At 64.6% G+C, this 14702-nt stretch carries 16 protein-coding genes; 10 read left to right on the top strand and 6 right to left on the bottom strand.

All coding sequences use genetic code 11. From position 1 onward, the window contains the following. Nucleotides 1-128: 128 nt before the first annotated feature. The 6 genes from xdp1 to BLT66_RS23250 all read left to right on the top strand — a co-directional run bounded on the left by xdp1 (nt 129) and on the right by BLT66_RS23250 (nt 3939). Nucleotides 129-932: an exosortase-dependent surface protein XDP1 gene (gene xdp1 / locus BLT66_RS23275; protein WP_092761716.1), complete on the top strand. Its 804-nt coding sequence runs from the start codon at nt 129-131 to the stop codon at nt 930-932. A 260-nt stretch (nt 933-1192) separates the two neighbouring features. Next, nucleotides 1193-1486 (top strand): hypothetical protein, encoded by a 294-nt coding sequence (locus BLT66_RS23270; protein WP_092761714.1) that lies wholly within the window; start codon nt 1193-1195, stop codon nt 1484-1486. Between the two features lie 45 nt (nt 1487-1531). Then, a complete protein-coding gene (locus tag BLT66_RS23265; RefSeq protein ID WP_218922651.1) occupies nt 1532-2059 on the top strand; it encodes a hypothetical protein in 528 nt (175 codons plus the stop codon). A gap of 2 nt (nt 2060-2061) precedes the next feature. Then, the gene (locus tag BLT66_RS23260) at nt 2062-2598 is read left to right on the top strand and encodes a hypothetical protein (RefSeq protein ID WP_092761710.1); all 537 of its coding nucleotides are present in this window, start codon (nt 2062-2064) and stop codon (nt 2596-2598) included. A gap of 21 nt (nt 2599-2619) precedes the next feature. Continuing rightward, nucleotides 2620-3117 (top strand): hypothetical protein, encoded by a 498-nt coding sequence (locus BLT66_RS23255; protein ID WP_092761708.1) that lies wholly within the window; start codon nt 2620-2622, stop codon nt 3115-3117. Nucleotides 3118-3135: 18 nt separating this feature from the next. After that, on the top strand, nt 3136-3939 hold the full coding sequence (locus BLT66_RS23250) for a hypothetical protein (RefSeq protein WP_092761706.1): 804 nt from the start codon (nt 3136-3138) through the stop codon (nt 3937-3939). 5 nt (nt 3940-3944) lie between these two features. Here the strand turns inward: BLT66_RS23250 and BLT66_RS23245 are convergent, their stop codons facing one another. Next, nucleotides 3945-5189 (bottom strand): CaiB/BaiF CoA transferase family protein, encoded by a 1245-nt coding sequence (locus BLT66_RS23245; RefSeq protein ID WP_092761704.1) that lies wholly within the window; start codon nt 5187-5189, stop codon nt 3945-3947. Between the two features lie 72 nt (nt 5190-5261). Beyond that, a complete protein-coding gene (locus tag BLT66_RS23240; RefSeq protein WP_092761702.1) occupies nt 5262-6458 on the bottom strand; it encodes an acyl-CoA dehydrogenase in 1197 nt (398 codons plus the stop codon). A 179-nt stretch (nt 6459-6637) separates the two neighbouring features. Between BLT66_RS23240 and BLT66_RS23235 the strand changes: the two genes are divergently transcribed. Beyond that, the gene (locus BLT66_RS23235) at nt 6638-7570 is read left to right on the top strand and encodes a LysR family transcriptional regulator (RefSeq protein WP_092761700.1); all 933 of its coding nucleotides are present in this window, start codon (nt 6638-6640) and stop codon (nt 7568-7570) included. Here the strand turns inward: BLT66_RS23235 and BLT66_RS23230 are convergent. Then, nucleotides 7527-8384 (bottom strand): amidohydrolase family protein, encoded by an 858-nt coding sequence (locus BLT66_RS23230; protein ID WP_092761948.1) that lies wholly within the window; start codon nt 8382-8384, stop codon nt 7527-7529. The two genes, BLT66_RS23235 and BLT66_RS23230, sit on opposite strands and share 44 nt — an antisense overlap. 34 nt (nt 8385-8418) lie before the next feature. Between BLT66_RS23230 and BLT66_RS23225 the strand changes: the two genes are divergently transcribed. Continuing rightward, entirely contained in the window at nt 8419-9180 is a 762-nt protein-coding gene (locus tag BLT66_RS23225; RefSeq protein WP_092761698.1) for a GntR family transcriptional regulator, read from the top strand. 43 nt (nt 9181-9223) lie between these two features. Beyond that, nucleotides 9224-10225: a tripartite tricarboxylate transporter substrate binding protein gene (locus tag BLT66_RS23220; RefSeq protein WP_092761696.1), complete on the top strand. Its 1002-nt coding sequence runs from the start codon at nt 9224-9226 to the stop codon at nt 10223-10225. On the opposite strand, the gene BLT66_RS23215 is transcribed toward BLT66_RS23220, so the two are convergent. The 3 genes from BLT66_RS23215 to BLT66_RS23205 all read right to left on the bottom strand — a co-directional run bounded on the left by BLT66_RS23215 (nt 10226) and on the right by BLT66_RS23205 (nt 13708). Beyond that, nucleotides 10226-11137 (bottom strand): DMT family transporter, encoded by a 912-nt coding sequence (locus BLT66_RS23215; RefSeq protein ID WP_092761694.1) that lies wholly within the window; start codon nt 11135-11137, stop codon nt 10226-10228. It abuts the gene before it with no gap. A gap of 94 nt (nt 11138-11231) precedes the next feature. After that, nucleotides 11232-12029, bottom strand: coding sequence for a carbon-nitrogen hydrolase family protein (locus BLT66_RS23210; RefSeq protein ID WP_218922650.1), 798 nt, complete (start codon nt 12027-12029; stop codon nt 11232-11234). Next, entirely contained in the window at nt 12026-13708 is a 1683-nt protein-coding gene (locus BLT66_RS23205; RefSeq protein ID WP_092761944.1) for a flavin monoamine oxidase family protein, read from the bottom strand. The genes BLT66_RS23210 and BLT66_RS23205 overlap by 4 nt, the downstream gene beginning before the upstream one ends. 69 nt (nt 13709-13777) lie before the next feature. Here BLT66_RS23205 and BLT66_RS23200 point away from each other — a divergent pair, with 69 nt between their 5' ends. Beyond that, on the top strand, nt 13778-14368 hold the full coding sequence (locus BLT66_RS23200; RefSeq protein WP_092761692.1) for a cupin domain-containing protein: 591 nt from the start codon (nt 13778-13780) through the stop codon (nt 14366-14368). The last annotated feature ends 334 nt before the right edge of the window (nt 14369-14702 follow it).

Here is a 14702-nt window from a genome sequence, read left to right as displayed (position 1 = left end):
AGTAACACCCTCTTGGTTGGTTAAGTTGTTGATTCATAAAAAGAAAAATTGCTGGCATGGATTTAGCTAGTAATGATTTGTAAAAAGTAGTCGCATCCTATAACGCTACGTTGAACTGGACCAAGAACATGAAAAACACATCTTTGAAACGCGCCCTCCAAGCAGTAGCTGCTTGTGCATTGCTGGGTATGGGCTCCGCTAGCTGGGCCGAAAGCACCTGGGATCTCAGCGCGAACTGCGGATCGGCCGTTGCCGGTGCAACTACAAGCTGCGGTTCTGGCACCAACGCTGGTACTACCGTTTCTGCCCAGGCTTACTCCACCGGTACGGGTTCCACCTTTGCCACTGCCCCTGTTGCCAATTGGGGTTCGGGCTCTGGTCTGGGCGTGCAGTATTCAGGTGAAACTTCCGGTAGCCCTAACCATGCGATGGACAACAGTAACGGCACTGATTTGATCGCATTGAAGTTCGGCGCAGATGTGAATTTGAGCAAAGTGACTGTTGGCTGGTGGGCTAGTGATTACGACATCACTGTGTTGGCATACACCGGTGGAGGTATTCCTGTCATCGCAGGTAAGGCTTTGTCCTGGTTTACAGCTGCTAATGGCTGGACTTCGATCAAGAATTACGGCTCTTCTGGTACCGCTGTGGCAGCCAACAACATACCAAATGGTGACGGTACCGATAAGGCTTTCTCGACATCTGATTCCACCACGTACTCCAGCTGGTGGCTGATCAGCGCCTATAACTCGGGTTATGGTGGTGGCGCGATGGACAGCATCGCGGATTACGTGAAGCTGATGTCGGTGGCTGGTAACACCCGCCCTCCATCGGACGGCAAAGTTCCTGAGCCAGGCTCCTTGGCTTTGATGGGCTTGGGCTTGCTGGGACTGTTGGGCACCTCCCGCCGCCGCAAGGCTTCGGCCGCTTAATCCCGCTGACAGGCTGCTTGCAGCCACCTCTTAAAAGGCATCGTTTCGATGCCTTTTTTGTTTTTGACCAAACGTTGATTTTTTATGGGCTTCTTGCAGCGGTTATGGGGCGCTGATACGGCGTTGTCCAGCCGCAGCAATGCCACCCAACACGTGCGCAGGAAGTTCCGTCATCCCTGTGTAAACGCATCATCAAACTTGATGATGCAGTTTGGTGTGCCATCAACCAAGATGAAAGCATGAAACCACCGGGCTGAGCCATGCAAGTCGCTGAACGCTTTGGTGCCAAAGTCTCCGTCGCCCTGCCAGGGCGCGGCCTGTTTTTGCTGGTGGCCGTGGAGCCTGGCAGCCTGGACGCCTTGGTGCAAGGCGTGGGCGGCCGCATCGTTGCCCGGCTGGACCCATGCCGTGCCTTGGTGGTCATGGGCTTGGCGTCCTATATGGGGCTGCGGGGGGCTAGGACATTGCGGTTCATTGGCCCGGTCAGCATCGACCAGCAGCGGTTTTCGACGGTAATGGCGGCGTACCAAGCACCGCCGCCCTTGGTTTCGTAACTGCTGCGGCCCAGCGGGGCTGCAGCCTACTTCAAGGAGATGGCCATGGCCGGTAGTGTTGGACAGGAATTACTCGACGTACCCCTTCCCGATATGGTGCTGAAGCTGGCGCTCGGCATTGCGGAGGCGCAAAAAGCGCTCGACGAAAACTCGGTGGAAACCGCCAAAGCCCTGGCCGAAACCGAGCTGCCCTTGGTCATGGGGGTCACCCAGACCATTGCCGCCAACGGCGATGTGACCTACGTGAATGCGGCGCCGGTGAATGTGTCCTTGATACAGATCGGCCTGATGCCCACCTTCTACCAGTTTGCCGAGGCCACCATCGAGGTCACGATGGACATCAAAACCTCCACCTCGGTTGAAACCAGCCTCAAGGTCGGCGTCAAGGCCAAGGCCGGTTTTGCCTGCTGGAGCGCCTCGGTGTCGGTCGATGTGTCGCATAACCGCAAGTTTGGCAAGGAAGTGCATGGCACCAGCCGCCTGCTGACGCGCATGGTGCCGGTGCCGCCCCCACCGCGCCTGGCGCCGCAGCTGAATATCGTGGACAACCGCCCACCCAAGGTACCCGCCTGACCATGGCCACGCTGGATAAAACCAAGGTTTTTCGCGCGCCTTTGTACGCGCCCGAGACCGCGGTACAAGAGACGGCGTCCACCTCGTTCGCCGATCTGGTGCGCCTGATGGCCGAAGGCATTGCCGATGCCCAGTTGGCCCTGGACCGCAGCGCCGCCGCCATGGTGACCGAGCTGGCCGAGACCCGGGTGGACATCATCCCCAGCATCACCGAGCAGGTGGCGGCCGATGGCACAGTCACCTTCGAGCAGGGCAAGCCGCAAAGCGTCTCGCTGCTGGAGCTGGGCGTCAAGCCCACCTTCTACCAGTTCTCGCAGGCCACGGTCGAGGTCAGCATGGACTTGAAGCTGGTCGAGCAACTCAACGAAGACGGCACGCGCAAGAAGGGCGGCCTGGGCCTGTTTGCCGAAACCTCGAATATCCGCTTCGAGCGCAAGCTCAACCGCGATGTGTCGGTGCATTCCAAGATCACGGCCACCCTGGTGCCTGTGCCCGCACCGTTGCGTCTGGAGATTCCCCGCCGTACAGTCACGGGCTAGCCGCTACCGTTCCCTACCACCATGGCTTTAGCTACCGACCCCAAACGTGCGCCGCTGGGTGCCTTGCTTGGCAAAGCGGGTGCCTCGCTGACCAGCGCCCAAACCGATTTGGGCCTGGGCGTGGGCCTGGCCAGCGGGATGGTGATGTCGGAAGCCACACTCGAGATCAAGGCCGCGGTGTCGCGCAACAGCACCGGCGAGCTGGAGATCGAGCCGCTGTCGTCGGCCCATTTGGCCGGCGCCTTGAACGCCTCGGCGGTATCGACCATCCGCGTCAACTTCGTGGCCACGGCCGCTACGCCGAATGCTGCCAGCGGCAGCGACGGCACGACCACGCCGGTCAAGAACCGGGACGAGATCATCAAGAACTTCCGCCAGCGCGACGACCTGCTGGCGCTGGAGCGTGTGCTCGGGCCGCTGCAGGTCAATGCGAGCTTTCTGGCCGGCAGCCAGCGCTGGCTGGTAAATGCCGTGGACGCCGATGGCCGCCTGGTGCGCGAGCAACTGTTATCGGATTAGCTGACCAAGAGGCATGACATGGTAAGCAAACCACAGACCACGGCACAGCTGCAGGCGGCGTTGAAAGCCGCCCAGGAAGCCTTGGCGGTGTCGCGCAGCCAGACGGCCGAGACCGAGGCCATGGCCCGCAAAAGCCTGGCCGACGCGGCCGATGCCTTGTCGCGCCTCAAGCTGGCCGCAGCGGCTGCCAGCGACCGCGAGATCAAGGCCAGCCGCGAGGCCGACGCGCTGCGCCAGCAAAACCTGGCCCTGCAAGCCCAGCTGCGCGCACCCGAGCCGGAAACCGAGGATTTTCCTGCCCAGATCAAACAGCTAAAGAGCCAGATCGACGGCCTGCTGGCCGAGAACCAGCGCCTGGCGCAGCAGCGCGACACCGCGCAGACCGACAACAGCACTTTGTTCCAGCGCCTCGACCAAAGCGCTGCGCGCGAGAAGGAAGCGGTGACGGCCGCTGTCCAGGCCACTACCGCAGCCCAAGAAAGCAAGCTCAAGGCGGTGGAGGAAAAGCTGCGCCTGGGCACTGCGCGCATCGCGGCCTTGTCGGCCCAGCTGGGGGGCAGCGGCAAGCTCGAAGTGTTGGCGCCCGACCAGGTGGGCCATTTGATGGGCGGCTTCTTGCAGCAGCTGGAAACCGGCATGCCGACCCTGCGGCTGGCCGAAGGCGAACTCAAGCTCAAGCTGGGCCTGGCGCGCAGCGAACAGCAAGAGGGCTTCGTGATCCTGCCGCCCAATGCCAGCGCCGAGCTGCGCAGCACCCTGCACGAGGTATCGCTGCGCTTCGACCGCGCCGGCGCAACGGTGCTGAAAACCGACGCCGGCTAGCCTACCTAAATTACGCCGGCTTTGCGCAGCGCCGCAATCCGCTCGGCGTCCATGCCCAGCCCACGCAGCACCTCGTCCGTATGCTGGCCCAGCGCAGGTGGCGCATGGCGCAGCACCGGCGGCGCATCGGCCAAGCGCAGCGGGCTGGCAACGCTGGCGATCTGCGTAATCCCATCGCCCGCATCGCGTGGCAGTTCCACGCGCAGATTGCGTGCTTGCACCTGCGGGTCGGCAAAGGCCTGCGCCAGGTTGTTGATCGGGCCGCAGGGTACAGCCTTGTCTTCCAGCAGCGTGGTCCATTCGGCCGTGCTGCGGGTGCGGGTGACAGCCTCCATCGCGGTGACCAGGGCCGTGCGGTTCAGCACCCGCTGGGTATTGGTGGCGAAGCGCGGGTCGCTGGCCCAGCCGGCTTGGCCGGCTGCTTGGCAGAAGCGGGCGAACTGGCCGTCGTTGCCCACGGCCAGCAGCATGGCGCCGTCGGCGGTAGGGAAGTCCTGGTAGGGCGCCAGGCTGGGGTGGCTGTTGCCCTGGCGCTGCGGTACCTTGCCGGTGTTCAAGAAACCGGCGCCCTGGTTGGCCAGGATCGCCATGCCCACGTCCAGCAGCGCCATGTCGATGTACTGGCCGTGGCCGGTGCTGTGGCGCATGTTCAGCGCTGCCAGGATGGCCGTGCTGGCGTAAACCCCTGTAAACAGATCCGTCAGTGCCACGCCCACGCGCATACCGCCGCCACCGGGCTCGCTGTCGGCCCGGCCGGTGATGCTCATCATGCCGCTGCTGGCCTGGATCAGCAGGTCGTAGCCAGCGCGCTCGGCGTACGGCCCGTCCTGGCCGAAGCCGGTGATCGAGCAGTAGATCAGCCGCGGGTTCAGCTCTTTCAAGCTGGCGTAGTCCAGCCCGTACTGCTGCAGGCCACCGACCTTGAAGTTCTCCACCAGCACATCGCTGTCCGCCGCCATCTGGCGGATCAGCGCCTGGCCTTCTGCGGTGGCCATGTCGATGGTGACAGAGCGCTTGTTGCGGTTGCAGGCGGTGAAATAGGTGGCCTGGTCGGTGTCATTCCCGTCCGCATCCTGCAGGAACGGTGGGCCCCAGTGGCGTGTGTCGTCGCCCACCACCGGGCGCTCCACCTTCACCACGTCGGCGCCCAGGTCGGCCAGGATCTGCGTGCACCAGGGGCCGGCCAGCACGCGCGACAGGTCGAGTACGCGCAGGCCGTGCAAAGAGGTGGGTGGATTGCCTGATGCCATGGTTTAAGCTTTTTAGTGCTCTGGCGCAGGTACTAGCTGCGCAAGTAGCTATTAAATATATAGCAAATGACTTCAGTTGGAGAAGGCCGCAATGCCGGTCTGCGCCCGGCCCAGGATCAGCGCATGGATGTCGTGCGTGCCCTCGTAGGTGTTCACCACCTCCAGGTTCACCAGATGCCGGGCCACGCCGAACTCGTCGCTGATGCCGTTGCCGCCCAGCATGTCGCGCGCCATGCGGGCGATGTCCAGCGCCTTGCCACACGAGTTGCGTTTGATCAACGAGGTGGTTTCGACGGCAGCAGTGCCTTCGTCCTTCATCCGGCCCAGGCGCAGGCAGCCCTGCAGGCCCAGCGCGATCTCGGTTTGCATGTCGGCCAGCTTCTTCTGGATCAGCTGGTTTGCGGCCAGCGGCCGGCCGAACTGCTTGCGGTCCAGCGTGTATTGGCGCGCGGTGTGCCAGCAGGCCTCGGCCGCGCCCAGTGCGCCCCAGGCGATGCCGTAGCGCGCCGAGTTCAGGCAGGTGAACGGGCCTTTCAAGCCCTGCACCTCGGGGAAGGCGTTTTCTTCGGGGCAGAACACGCCGTCCATGACGATCTCGCCGGTGATGCTGGCGCGCAGGCCGACCTTGCCGTGGATGGCGGGCGCCGTCAGCCCGGCCATGCCTTTTTCCAGCACAAAACCGCGGATCGGGCCGACGTTGCCGGCCGTATCCACTTCCTTGGCCCAGACCACGAACACGTCGGCAATCGGGCTGTTGGAAATCCAGGTCTTGTTGCCGCGCAGCGTGTAGCCGCCGGCGGTTTTGATGGCGCGCGTGGCCATCGATCCGGGGTCAGAGCCGTGGTCCGGCTCGGTCAGGCCAAAGCAGCCAATCCATTCGCCGGTAGCCAGCTTGGGCAGGTATTTCTGTTTCTGTGCTTCGGTGCCGAATTCGAAAATCGGCACCATCACCAGCGAACTCTGCACGCTGGCCATCGAGCGGTAGCCCGAGTCCACACGCTCGACTTCGCGGGCGATCAGGCCGTAGGCCACGTAGTTCAGGCCCGGGCCGCCGTACTGCTCGGGGATGGTCGGGCCCAGCAGGCCTAAGGCGCCCATCTCGCGGAAGATCGCCGGGTCGGTGGTCTCGGTGCGGAAGGCGTTGAGCACGCGCGGCGCCAGCTGGCCCTGGCAATAGGCGTTGGCCGCGTCGCGCACCATGCGCTCGTCCTCGGTCAGTTGCAGGTCGAGCAGAAAAGGGTCTTCCCATTGAAAGCGGGCGTGGGCCATGCGGGTCTCCAGTCGGTAGGTGGCAAATGAATGCGGATAAGTGGGCAGATCGTAGCCCTGGATGGGCGCCGCGGCAAACCACAGTTTTTCACAATGGTATGAGGGTGGTGCATATCTGGTGAGAAATTTCAGCCGATTAAGCGCTTTTTGATCTGCTGTGTGTGTACATTGCGCATACTATGCGACGCAAAATTCCCTCCACCCAAGCCCTGGTTTGTTTTGATACCGCGGCCCGCCACGAGAGCTATACCCGGGCCGCGCAAGAGCTGTCCTTGACCCAGGGCGCGGTATCCCGCCAGATCGCGGCGCTGGAGGCGTTTCTGGGCCTGGTGCTGTTCCGCCGCACCCGGCATGGCGTGGCGCTGACCGCGCAGGGCCGCGACTATGCGCGCCAGGTGGCGCGGCGCCTCGACGGGCTGGAGCTGGACACCTTGAACGCCATGGCCAGCCAGGGCACTGGCGGCGCGCTGGCACTGGCGGCCGTGCCCACATTTGCCACCCGCTGGCTGATGCCGCGCCTGCCCGACCTGGCCGCGCTGCACCCCGACATCGTGGTGCATATCGAGACCCGCACCCGGCCCTTTTTGTTTGCCGACCAGGGTTTCGACGCCGCCTTGTTTGCCGGCACCGCCGAGCAGGTGGCGAACTGGCCCGGCACCCGCGCCGTGATGCTGATGGCCGAAGAGGTGGTGCCGGTCTGTAGCCCGCGTCTTTTGCACGGCCAGACCCAGCTGGAGCCGCAGGCCATCGCCGCGCTGCCGCTGCTGCAGCAAAGCACCCGGCCTGAGGGCTGGCGCCAGTGGTTCGACGCCATGGGCGTGGCCGCTGCCCAGCCGCTGAGTGGCCCGCGCTACGAGCTGTTTTCCATGACGGCCACTGCCGCTGTCGTCGGCCTGGGCGTGGCCCTGGTGCCGCGCATCCTGGTCGAAGACGAGCTGCAGCGCGGCAGCCTGGTGGTCGCCTGCGACCGGGCGCTGCGCGGCGAGCGCGGCTACTACCTGGTGGTGCCCGCCGTCACCGCAGCGGATGATGCGCCGCCCGCGCTGGCGGCGTTTGAGGACTGGCTGCTCAGGCAGGCTGCGGAGTCCCCCAGTACAGGCGCCACGGCGTAGTACAGCGTATCGCTTCCAGCGCCTCCGTGTTTTCCGGCCCTAGCCAGCCGGCCAGGGCGGCGTACAGCGCGGGGTAGTCGGCGCTGTCTTCATGGTTGGTGCAAGGCCAGTCGCTGCCCCACAACAAGGCCTGCGGTCCCAGCTCCTGCAGCCAGAGCCGGGCCAAAGCCGCGGCATCTATGCCCGGCGCCAGCCGGTAGGCGGCGCTGAGTTTGACGTGGGCCGTGGCGGCCCCGGCCTGGCGGCTACGCTGCAGCACGGCGGCAATGCTGGCGTCGTGCAGCGAGGCGCGCTCCGGCTTGCCGAAATGGTCAACTACCACCGGCACGGCCAAGGGCAGGGCGGCCAGTACCGGGTCGAGCGCGCCGCGGTCGGTGTGCAATTCCACATGCCAGCCCAGGGCCAGCAGCGCGTCCCATAGCGGGCTGGCGCCGGCCCAGGGCGCCATGTCGTGGCTTTGGCCGGCCAGGTTCAGGCGGATGCCGCGCACGCCTTGCGCATGCAGGGCTTGTAGTGCGGGCAGGCTGGCATCGGGCGAGACCACGGCCACGCCGCGCAAGCTGTCGGGGTGCTGCGCTAGTTGCGCCAGCAGCAGCCGGTTGTCGGTGCCCATGAAGCTGGTTTGCACCAGCACGCCGTGGCGCAGGCCGACTGCTGCTGCGGCCGTCTGCCAGGCCTGCAGTGGCGCGGCGTAGGCCGGGATGTAGCGCGCGCCGGGCGTGGACTGGTGGGCCGGGAACACGTGGAAGTGGGTGTCTACCGGCGGCAGGGCGGCAGACCTAGGGAAAACACTTTGTGGCGTTGGGGTAGGCATGGCGTACATTCTAGTCATCTAGAGGACTAAATCAATGAGCGAAGCCATATTCTCCGATCCGGAATTACCCGCAGGCCAGCCCAGCCCCGGCCAAAGCCGCTACGGCTGGCTGGCGGCCAGCCTGCGGGCCCGCATCACCCAGGGCGAATGGGTGCCCGGCACCGCCTTGCCGGCCGAGGCAGCGTTGGCCAAGGAGCATGGCGTAGCCCTGGGCACGCTGCGCCAGGCGCTGGCATTGCTGGTCGCCCAGGGGCTGCTGGTGCGCCAGCACGGGCGTGGCACCTTTGTGCGCGAGGGGCTGGGCGGCGCGTCGATGCTGCGCTTCTTCCGGTTTGCCACGGAAGACGGCGCGCCCGGCACGCCGCAGTCGCGCATCCTGGGCCGCCAGGTCCGGCTGGCCAGCACCGACGAGGCCGATGGCCTGGGCCTGCCTGCCGGGGCCAGCGTGCTGCAGCTGCAGCGCCTACGCAGCCTGCAGGGCCAGCCCTGTTTGCTGGAGCACATCGTGCTGCCGCTGCCGCTGTTCGAGGCCCTGGCGCAGTCGGACCTGGCCGCCTGGGACGACCTGCTGTACCCCATGTACCAGCGCGTTTGCAGCGCCACCATCCACCGCGCCGAAGACTGCCTGAGCTTCGGCCTGCTGACCGCCGAGCAGGCCGGCCTGCTGCGGCTGGACGCGGGCCACCCCTGCGCCCAGGTCGACCGGCGGGCCTTTGATTTAGCGGGCCGCTGTGTGGAGCTGCGCACCACGCTGGGTGATGCATTCGCCTTCCGCTACACAGCCCATGTGCGCTGAGCCGTTACCCCTTTCCATTCCGTTTTTCACCGAGGATAGATTTATGCAAAAAGTGCCTGTAGCGCAGATTTCGATTGCGCGAGCAGCTATGTTTGTCATAGCAAGTGCTGCCCTGGCCTCACCAGTCGCCAGCCTGGCGGAAACGGCCGCCTGGCCGAGTAAGCCGATTACCATCGTCGTCACCTATCCGCCCGGCGGCGGGGCTGACGCCATGGCCCGCCTCATCGCGCCCAAGCTGGGCGAGGCGCTGGGTCAGCCGGTGGTGATCGACAACAAGCCCGGCGCCAGCGGACAGATCGGCGCCGCCGCCGTGGCCAAGGCCGTGCCCGACGGCCACACGCTGATGTTCGATGCCTCCTCGTTCGCGGTGAACCCAGCCCTGTACCCGCGCCTGCCGTACGACGCCGACAAGGCCTTCCGCCCGGTGGGCGTGGTGGCGTTGTTCCCGAACGTGGTGCTGGTCAACGCCAAGTTCCCCGCCCAATCGGTTGCCGAGCTGATCAGCGCCGCCCGCGCAAGCAAAGACGCGGTGTCGTTCGCCTCGTCGGGCAACGGCTCGGCCCAGCACCTGGCCGGTGTGCTGTTCGAATCCGCCGCCAAGGTGGAGATGGTGCACATCCCCTACAAAGGCGGCGGCCCAGCGCTCAACGACGTGCTGGGCGGGCAGGTGCCGGTGTTCTTCGGCAACCTGGCTTCGACCCTGCCGCACATCCAGTCGGGCAAGCTGCGGGCGCTGGCCGTGACCAGTGCGCAGCGCGCGGCGATTCTGCCCAACGTGCCGACCCTGGCCCAGGCCCAGGTTCCCGGCGCCGAAGTCTATGAATGGAACGTGCTGTTTGCCCCCACCGGCATACCCGAGCCGGTGCTGGCCAAGCTCTCCGCCGCGCTGCAAAAAACCCTGGAAGCGCCAGACGTGAAAGCCCGCATCGCCCAGCTGGGCGGCGAGATCCCCCCCGGCGGCCCCGACGCCGCGCAAAAATTCGTGCGCCAGCAAATCGCGCTGTGGGCCCGGGTGGTGAAGGAGCGGGGCGTGACGCTCGAATAGCTACGATTTAGCGGGTTTGAACAGGCCGCTCAAGAACAGATGGGCGGCTTTGACCCGGGTCATATTCATCGACAGCAGCATGACTGCCGCAGCGATGATCAAGCCGCCCCACACGGTGGCGGCGCCCGGCGTTTCATGGAAGAACGCCCAGCCCAAACCGAAGGCCAGGGGTAACGACAGAAAGCTCAACTGCGTCAGTTTGGCCACATTGCCCAGCCGCAGACCCACAATCCAGAAGTAGCTGTAGACGGAACCGAGCACCGCAATCGCCAGGGCCATGCCGTAGTCCTGCCAACGCAGTGCAAGCCATTGGCTGGCCGCAAAAGGGATGGTGATCAACAAGGTGGATACCGCCATCCAGAGCATCAAGCTGATCGGGCTTTCCTGGGCGCCCCATTTTTTGGTGAGCACATTCAGCAGCGCAAAACTGCTGGCAGCGACCAGGGGCAGCAGCATCTTCCAATCGCCCTGGCTGACATCGGGTTGGCTCATCACCACCACACCCACCAAACCCAGCAGGGCGGCCAGCACATCCTTGGTGCTGACCCGTTCATGCAGGATCAGCACCGCGAACGGAATCACAAACAGTGGCTCGGCAAACAGAATGGTGATCACCACCGAGAGTGGCAGCGTGGCCAATGCGTAGAACAGGGCGTAGGAGCCCAGGCAATTCAGCAGACCCCGCGCGATGTGCACGCGCCACGACTGGATGTGCATGCTGCCCGCGGCGCCCGTGAGGATGAGGGGCAACAGCACCAGCAAGGCAAACGACCAGCGCAACACCAGCAGTTGCCAGGTGCCGACATGGGCGCCGGCTACCTTGAGCAAGGCGTCCATCAAGGTTCCGCTCACCACCGCAATCAAGACAAAAACAAAGGCTTTGCTGTGGGCGTGCGGGTGGGATTTTTCCATGTAGTGCTGCTGCGGGTGTACCCGTCTGGGTTCGTTTGTTCTAGGTAAAAAGAGCCGTTAGCGCTTATTTTTATTGCGCTAGCAGATATTTACTTTATAGCAAATCTGCATTTGCCCGGCACAGCGCCAAATGCCCATTCAAAGCCCGCCCAGCCGCCAAGCCGGCCCGCGTTACATCTGCCAGCAACAGCTCGGTCTCGCGCCCGGCTTGCACCAGCCCAGCCCCTTCCGGCGAGGCCACGCAGCTGAGTCCGCCATAGGCCAGATCACCCTCACGGCCGCAGAAGTTGGCATAGGCCACAAACAACTGGTTCTCGTAGGCCCGCGTCGGCACCAGGTGCTGGGCGACGAAGTCGAAGTCGGCCATGTTTGCGGTGGGCACGATGATCAGGTCGGTGCCTTGCAGGGCCAGGCGGCGGGTGTTTTCGGGGAATTCGACGTCATAACAGACCAGCAAGCCGAGCTGCCAGCCTTGGAGTTCGAACAGCGGCTCGTCACCCGCGCCGGGGCTGAACATGCTGCGGTCCAGCTCACCAAACAAATGGGTCTTGCGGTAGGTGCCCAGCGTGTGGCCTTGGGCATCGACGCACTGGGCGGTGTTGAATATGTGGCCGGTGGCGTCGTGTTCGGGGTGGCCGAAGACGATGGCGATCTGGTGCTGGCGGGCGATGGCGGCAACGGCCTGGGCGCGCGGGCCGTCTGCCGCTTCGGCCAGCACCCTGGCTTGGGTGGCGCCGATGTTGTAGCCGGTCAGGAACATCTCGGGCGTGACCAGCAGGTGGGCGCCGGCCGCGGCGGCATCGGCGGCGGCGTGGTCCAGGCGCTGCAGGTTGCCCAGCACGTCGCCGGGCTGGGATGCGCACTGCAGCAGCGCCAGTTTCAGATCGGTCATTCGGGTAGCTCCATGGGGCCGATGTCCTTGAACACATCACCCGGGCCGGGGTTCTCTGCATGGGTCTGGCCGCCAAAGTGGTGCAGGATGCCCCATACCGCGTTCAGCGATGTCTGCACCGCGCCCTCCACCCAGGCGGGTGTCCACGACACATCGTCGCCGGCGATGAAGATGCCGCGCTGGGCGGCGGGCATGTCGTCTTGCATGAAGTGGGCGAACATGCGCTGGTTGTAGCGGTAGTGGCCGGGCAGGGCGCCTTTGAACGCGCCCAGGAAATGCGGGTCGGCCTCCCAGGAGATGGTGATCGGGTCGCCGATGATGTGGCTCGCGATGTCGACGTTCGGGTAGATCTTCTTCAGCGCATCCAGGGCCAGTTTGACGCGCTTTTCGGGCGGCTGGGGCAGCATCTTCAGCGCGTCGCCCATCCAGGCGTAGGACAGGCAGATCACGCCCGGTTTGTCCGGCCCGTTGTCGAACAAATAAGTGCCGCGCGTCAGGCGATCTGTCAGCGTCATGCTCATCGTGTCGCGGCCAGTGACGGGGTCTTTGTCCTTCCAGAACGGCCGGTCCACCATGACGAAGGTTTTGCTGGACTGCATATAGCGCGTGCGGTCCAGCGCCATCCACATCTTGTGCGAGAACAGCGATTCCTCGCAGGCGATCTGGGTGGTCAGCAGCCAGCTCTGGCAGGTGGTCAGCACGGCGGCATAGCTACGGGTGTCGCCCCAGCGGTCGGTCACGGCCAGATTGCCGTCGGTTTGGCGGTGGATGGCGGCGACGCCGGCACGCGGGGCGCCGCCATGCAGGCTGGCCAGGCTGGTGCCGGCGGGCCAATGCGCCATCTTGTCCGGTGCGTGCTGCCACAGCCCCAGCGGTACCTGGTCGACGCCGCCCTTGATGAGGCGCTGCTCGTCGTCGCAGTTGGTCATCACCACGCGCAGGATTTCCAGCATGGAATTCGGGAAGTCCGAATCCCAGCCGCCGGTGCCAAAGCCCACCTGGCCGAACACCTCGCGGTGTTGGAACGACAGGCCGGCGAAGGCCTTGGAGGTGGCCACAAAATCATAGAAAGTGCGGTCGTCCCACAGCGGCACCAGTTTGTTCCACAGCGCCTTGAGCGCGGGCACGTCGCGGTTGCGGATGGCGTCCTGCACGGCGGAGAACTGCGCGCCGTCTTCCAGCGCGCGGGCCCAGGCGTCGGCCACTTCCTTGAACATGGGCGGCAGGTCGGCCAGCTTTTCGGCGTAGTAGGTCTGGCCTTCGAGGTCGACCACGGTGCTGCCCGAGGCCGGGGTCAGGGGATTCGGGAAGGGCTGCGACTCCAGCCCCAGCTGGTCTACATAGTGGTAGAACGCGGTGCTGGACACCGGGAAGCGCATACCGCCCAGCTCGGCGATCACGCCCTGGCCGCCCTCGAAGGGCTGCGAGCGCAGGCGGCCGCCCATCTTGGAGGCTTCGTAGATCACGGGCTTCAGGCCCAGCTTCATCAGCTCGTAGGCGGCCACCATGCCGGCCATGCCGGCGCCGACGATGGCCACTTCGGCACCCAGGTGCTGGGCGGGCAGGCTGCCCAGGCCGGCGGGATGGCGGATCCAGTCGTCGAAAGGAAAGGGAAAATCTGGGCCAAAGATGGTGACAGGCGGCTTGTCGGACGGGGCGGTGGTGTGGTCTAGTGGCATGGCAATGCTCAAGTGATCGGTATAAGCGTATATTTTGCTCATAATATTGAGCATTGCGGAGAAATATTTATGGCAGATGCCCAGTTTGATGTGGGAAGCCGCTTGCGGCAAGTGCGCAGCCTGGCGGGCTGGTCGCAGCGCCAGCTGGCCGAGCGTGCCGGCGTGCCGTCCAGCCAGATATCCACCATCGAGCAGAACAAAAGCAGCCCCTCGGTGGCCTCGCTGCGCAAGATACTGAACGGCATTCCGCTGACCATGGCCGAATTCTTTGAGCCCGACCAGACGCCGGCCGACAGCGTGTTCCACAGCCCGGCCGACCTGGTGGATCTGACATCGCGCCTGACCCAGCATGCGCCCGGCGCCAGCGGCGACCGCACCTTGACGCTGCGCCAGGTCGGCAATGCGCGCGCGCACAACCTGCAGATCCTGCAAGAGCGTTACGCGCCGGGTGCCGATACCGGTGTGGACATGCTGGAGCACGCTTCGCACGAGGGCGGCATCGTGCTGTCTGGCGAGATCGAGCTGACCGTGGGGGAGCAGGTGCGGGTGCTGAAGGCGGGCGACGCCTATCTGTTCGACAGCAGCCTGCCGCACCGCTTTCGCAACACCGGCAGCGAGCCTGCCGAGATCGTTTCGGCCTGCACGCCACCCTATCTGTAGTTTGCTATCAAGATGGTAGCTGGTAGCGCTGATTAGATATGCGCTAAAGCCCTAAATAGCTTGTATTTTTGGGGCGTGGGGGCTGGATTGTCGGGGTGGTGGATGTTGCGGCATTTCAAATTTCGTACGAATCTTCATTCAATTGGATGATCTTTTGCGCTGCAGGGGCTGGAAAGCTGCCGTACGATGGTGTTACATGTGGTTTCAATCCGGTGCGACTGGGTCTACCACCATGCTGAAGGCAAGCCCGTGACACGCAACCAGGAGGCATCGTTGATGGTCCCAGCGCCAGTGCTAACAGCAAATGCATGTGTGCCGCCGCAGCCCGGCGTTG

This window comes from Rhodoferax sp. OV413, from assembly GCF_900104385.1.
Lineage (GTDB): Bacteria > Pseudomonadota > Gammaproteobacteria > Burkholderiales > Burkholderiaceae_C > Rhodoferax_B.
This window is presented reverse-complemented; position numbering and strand designations above follow the sequence as displayed.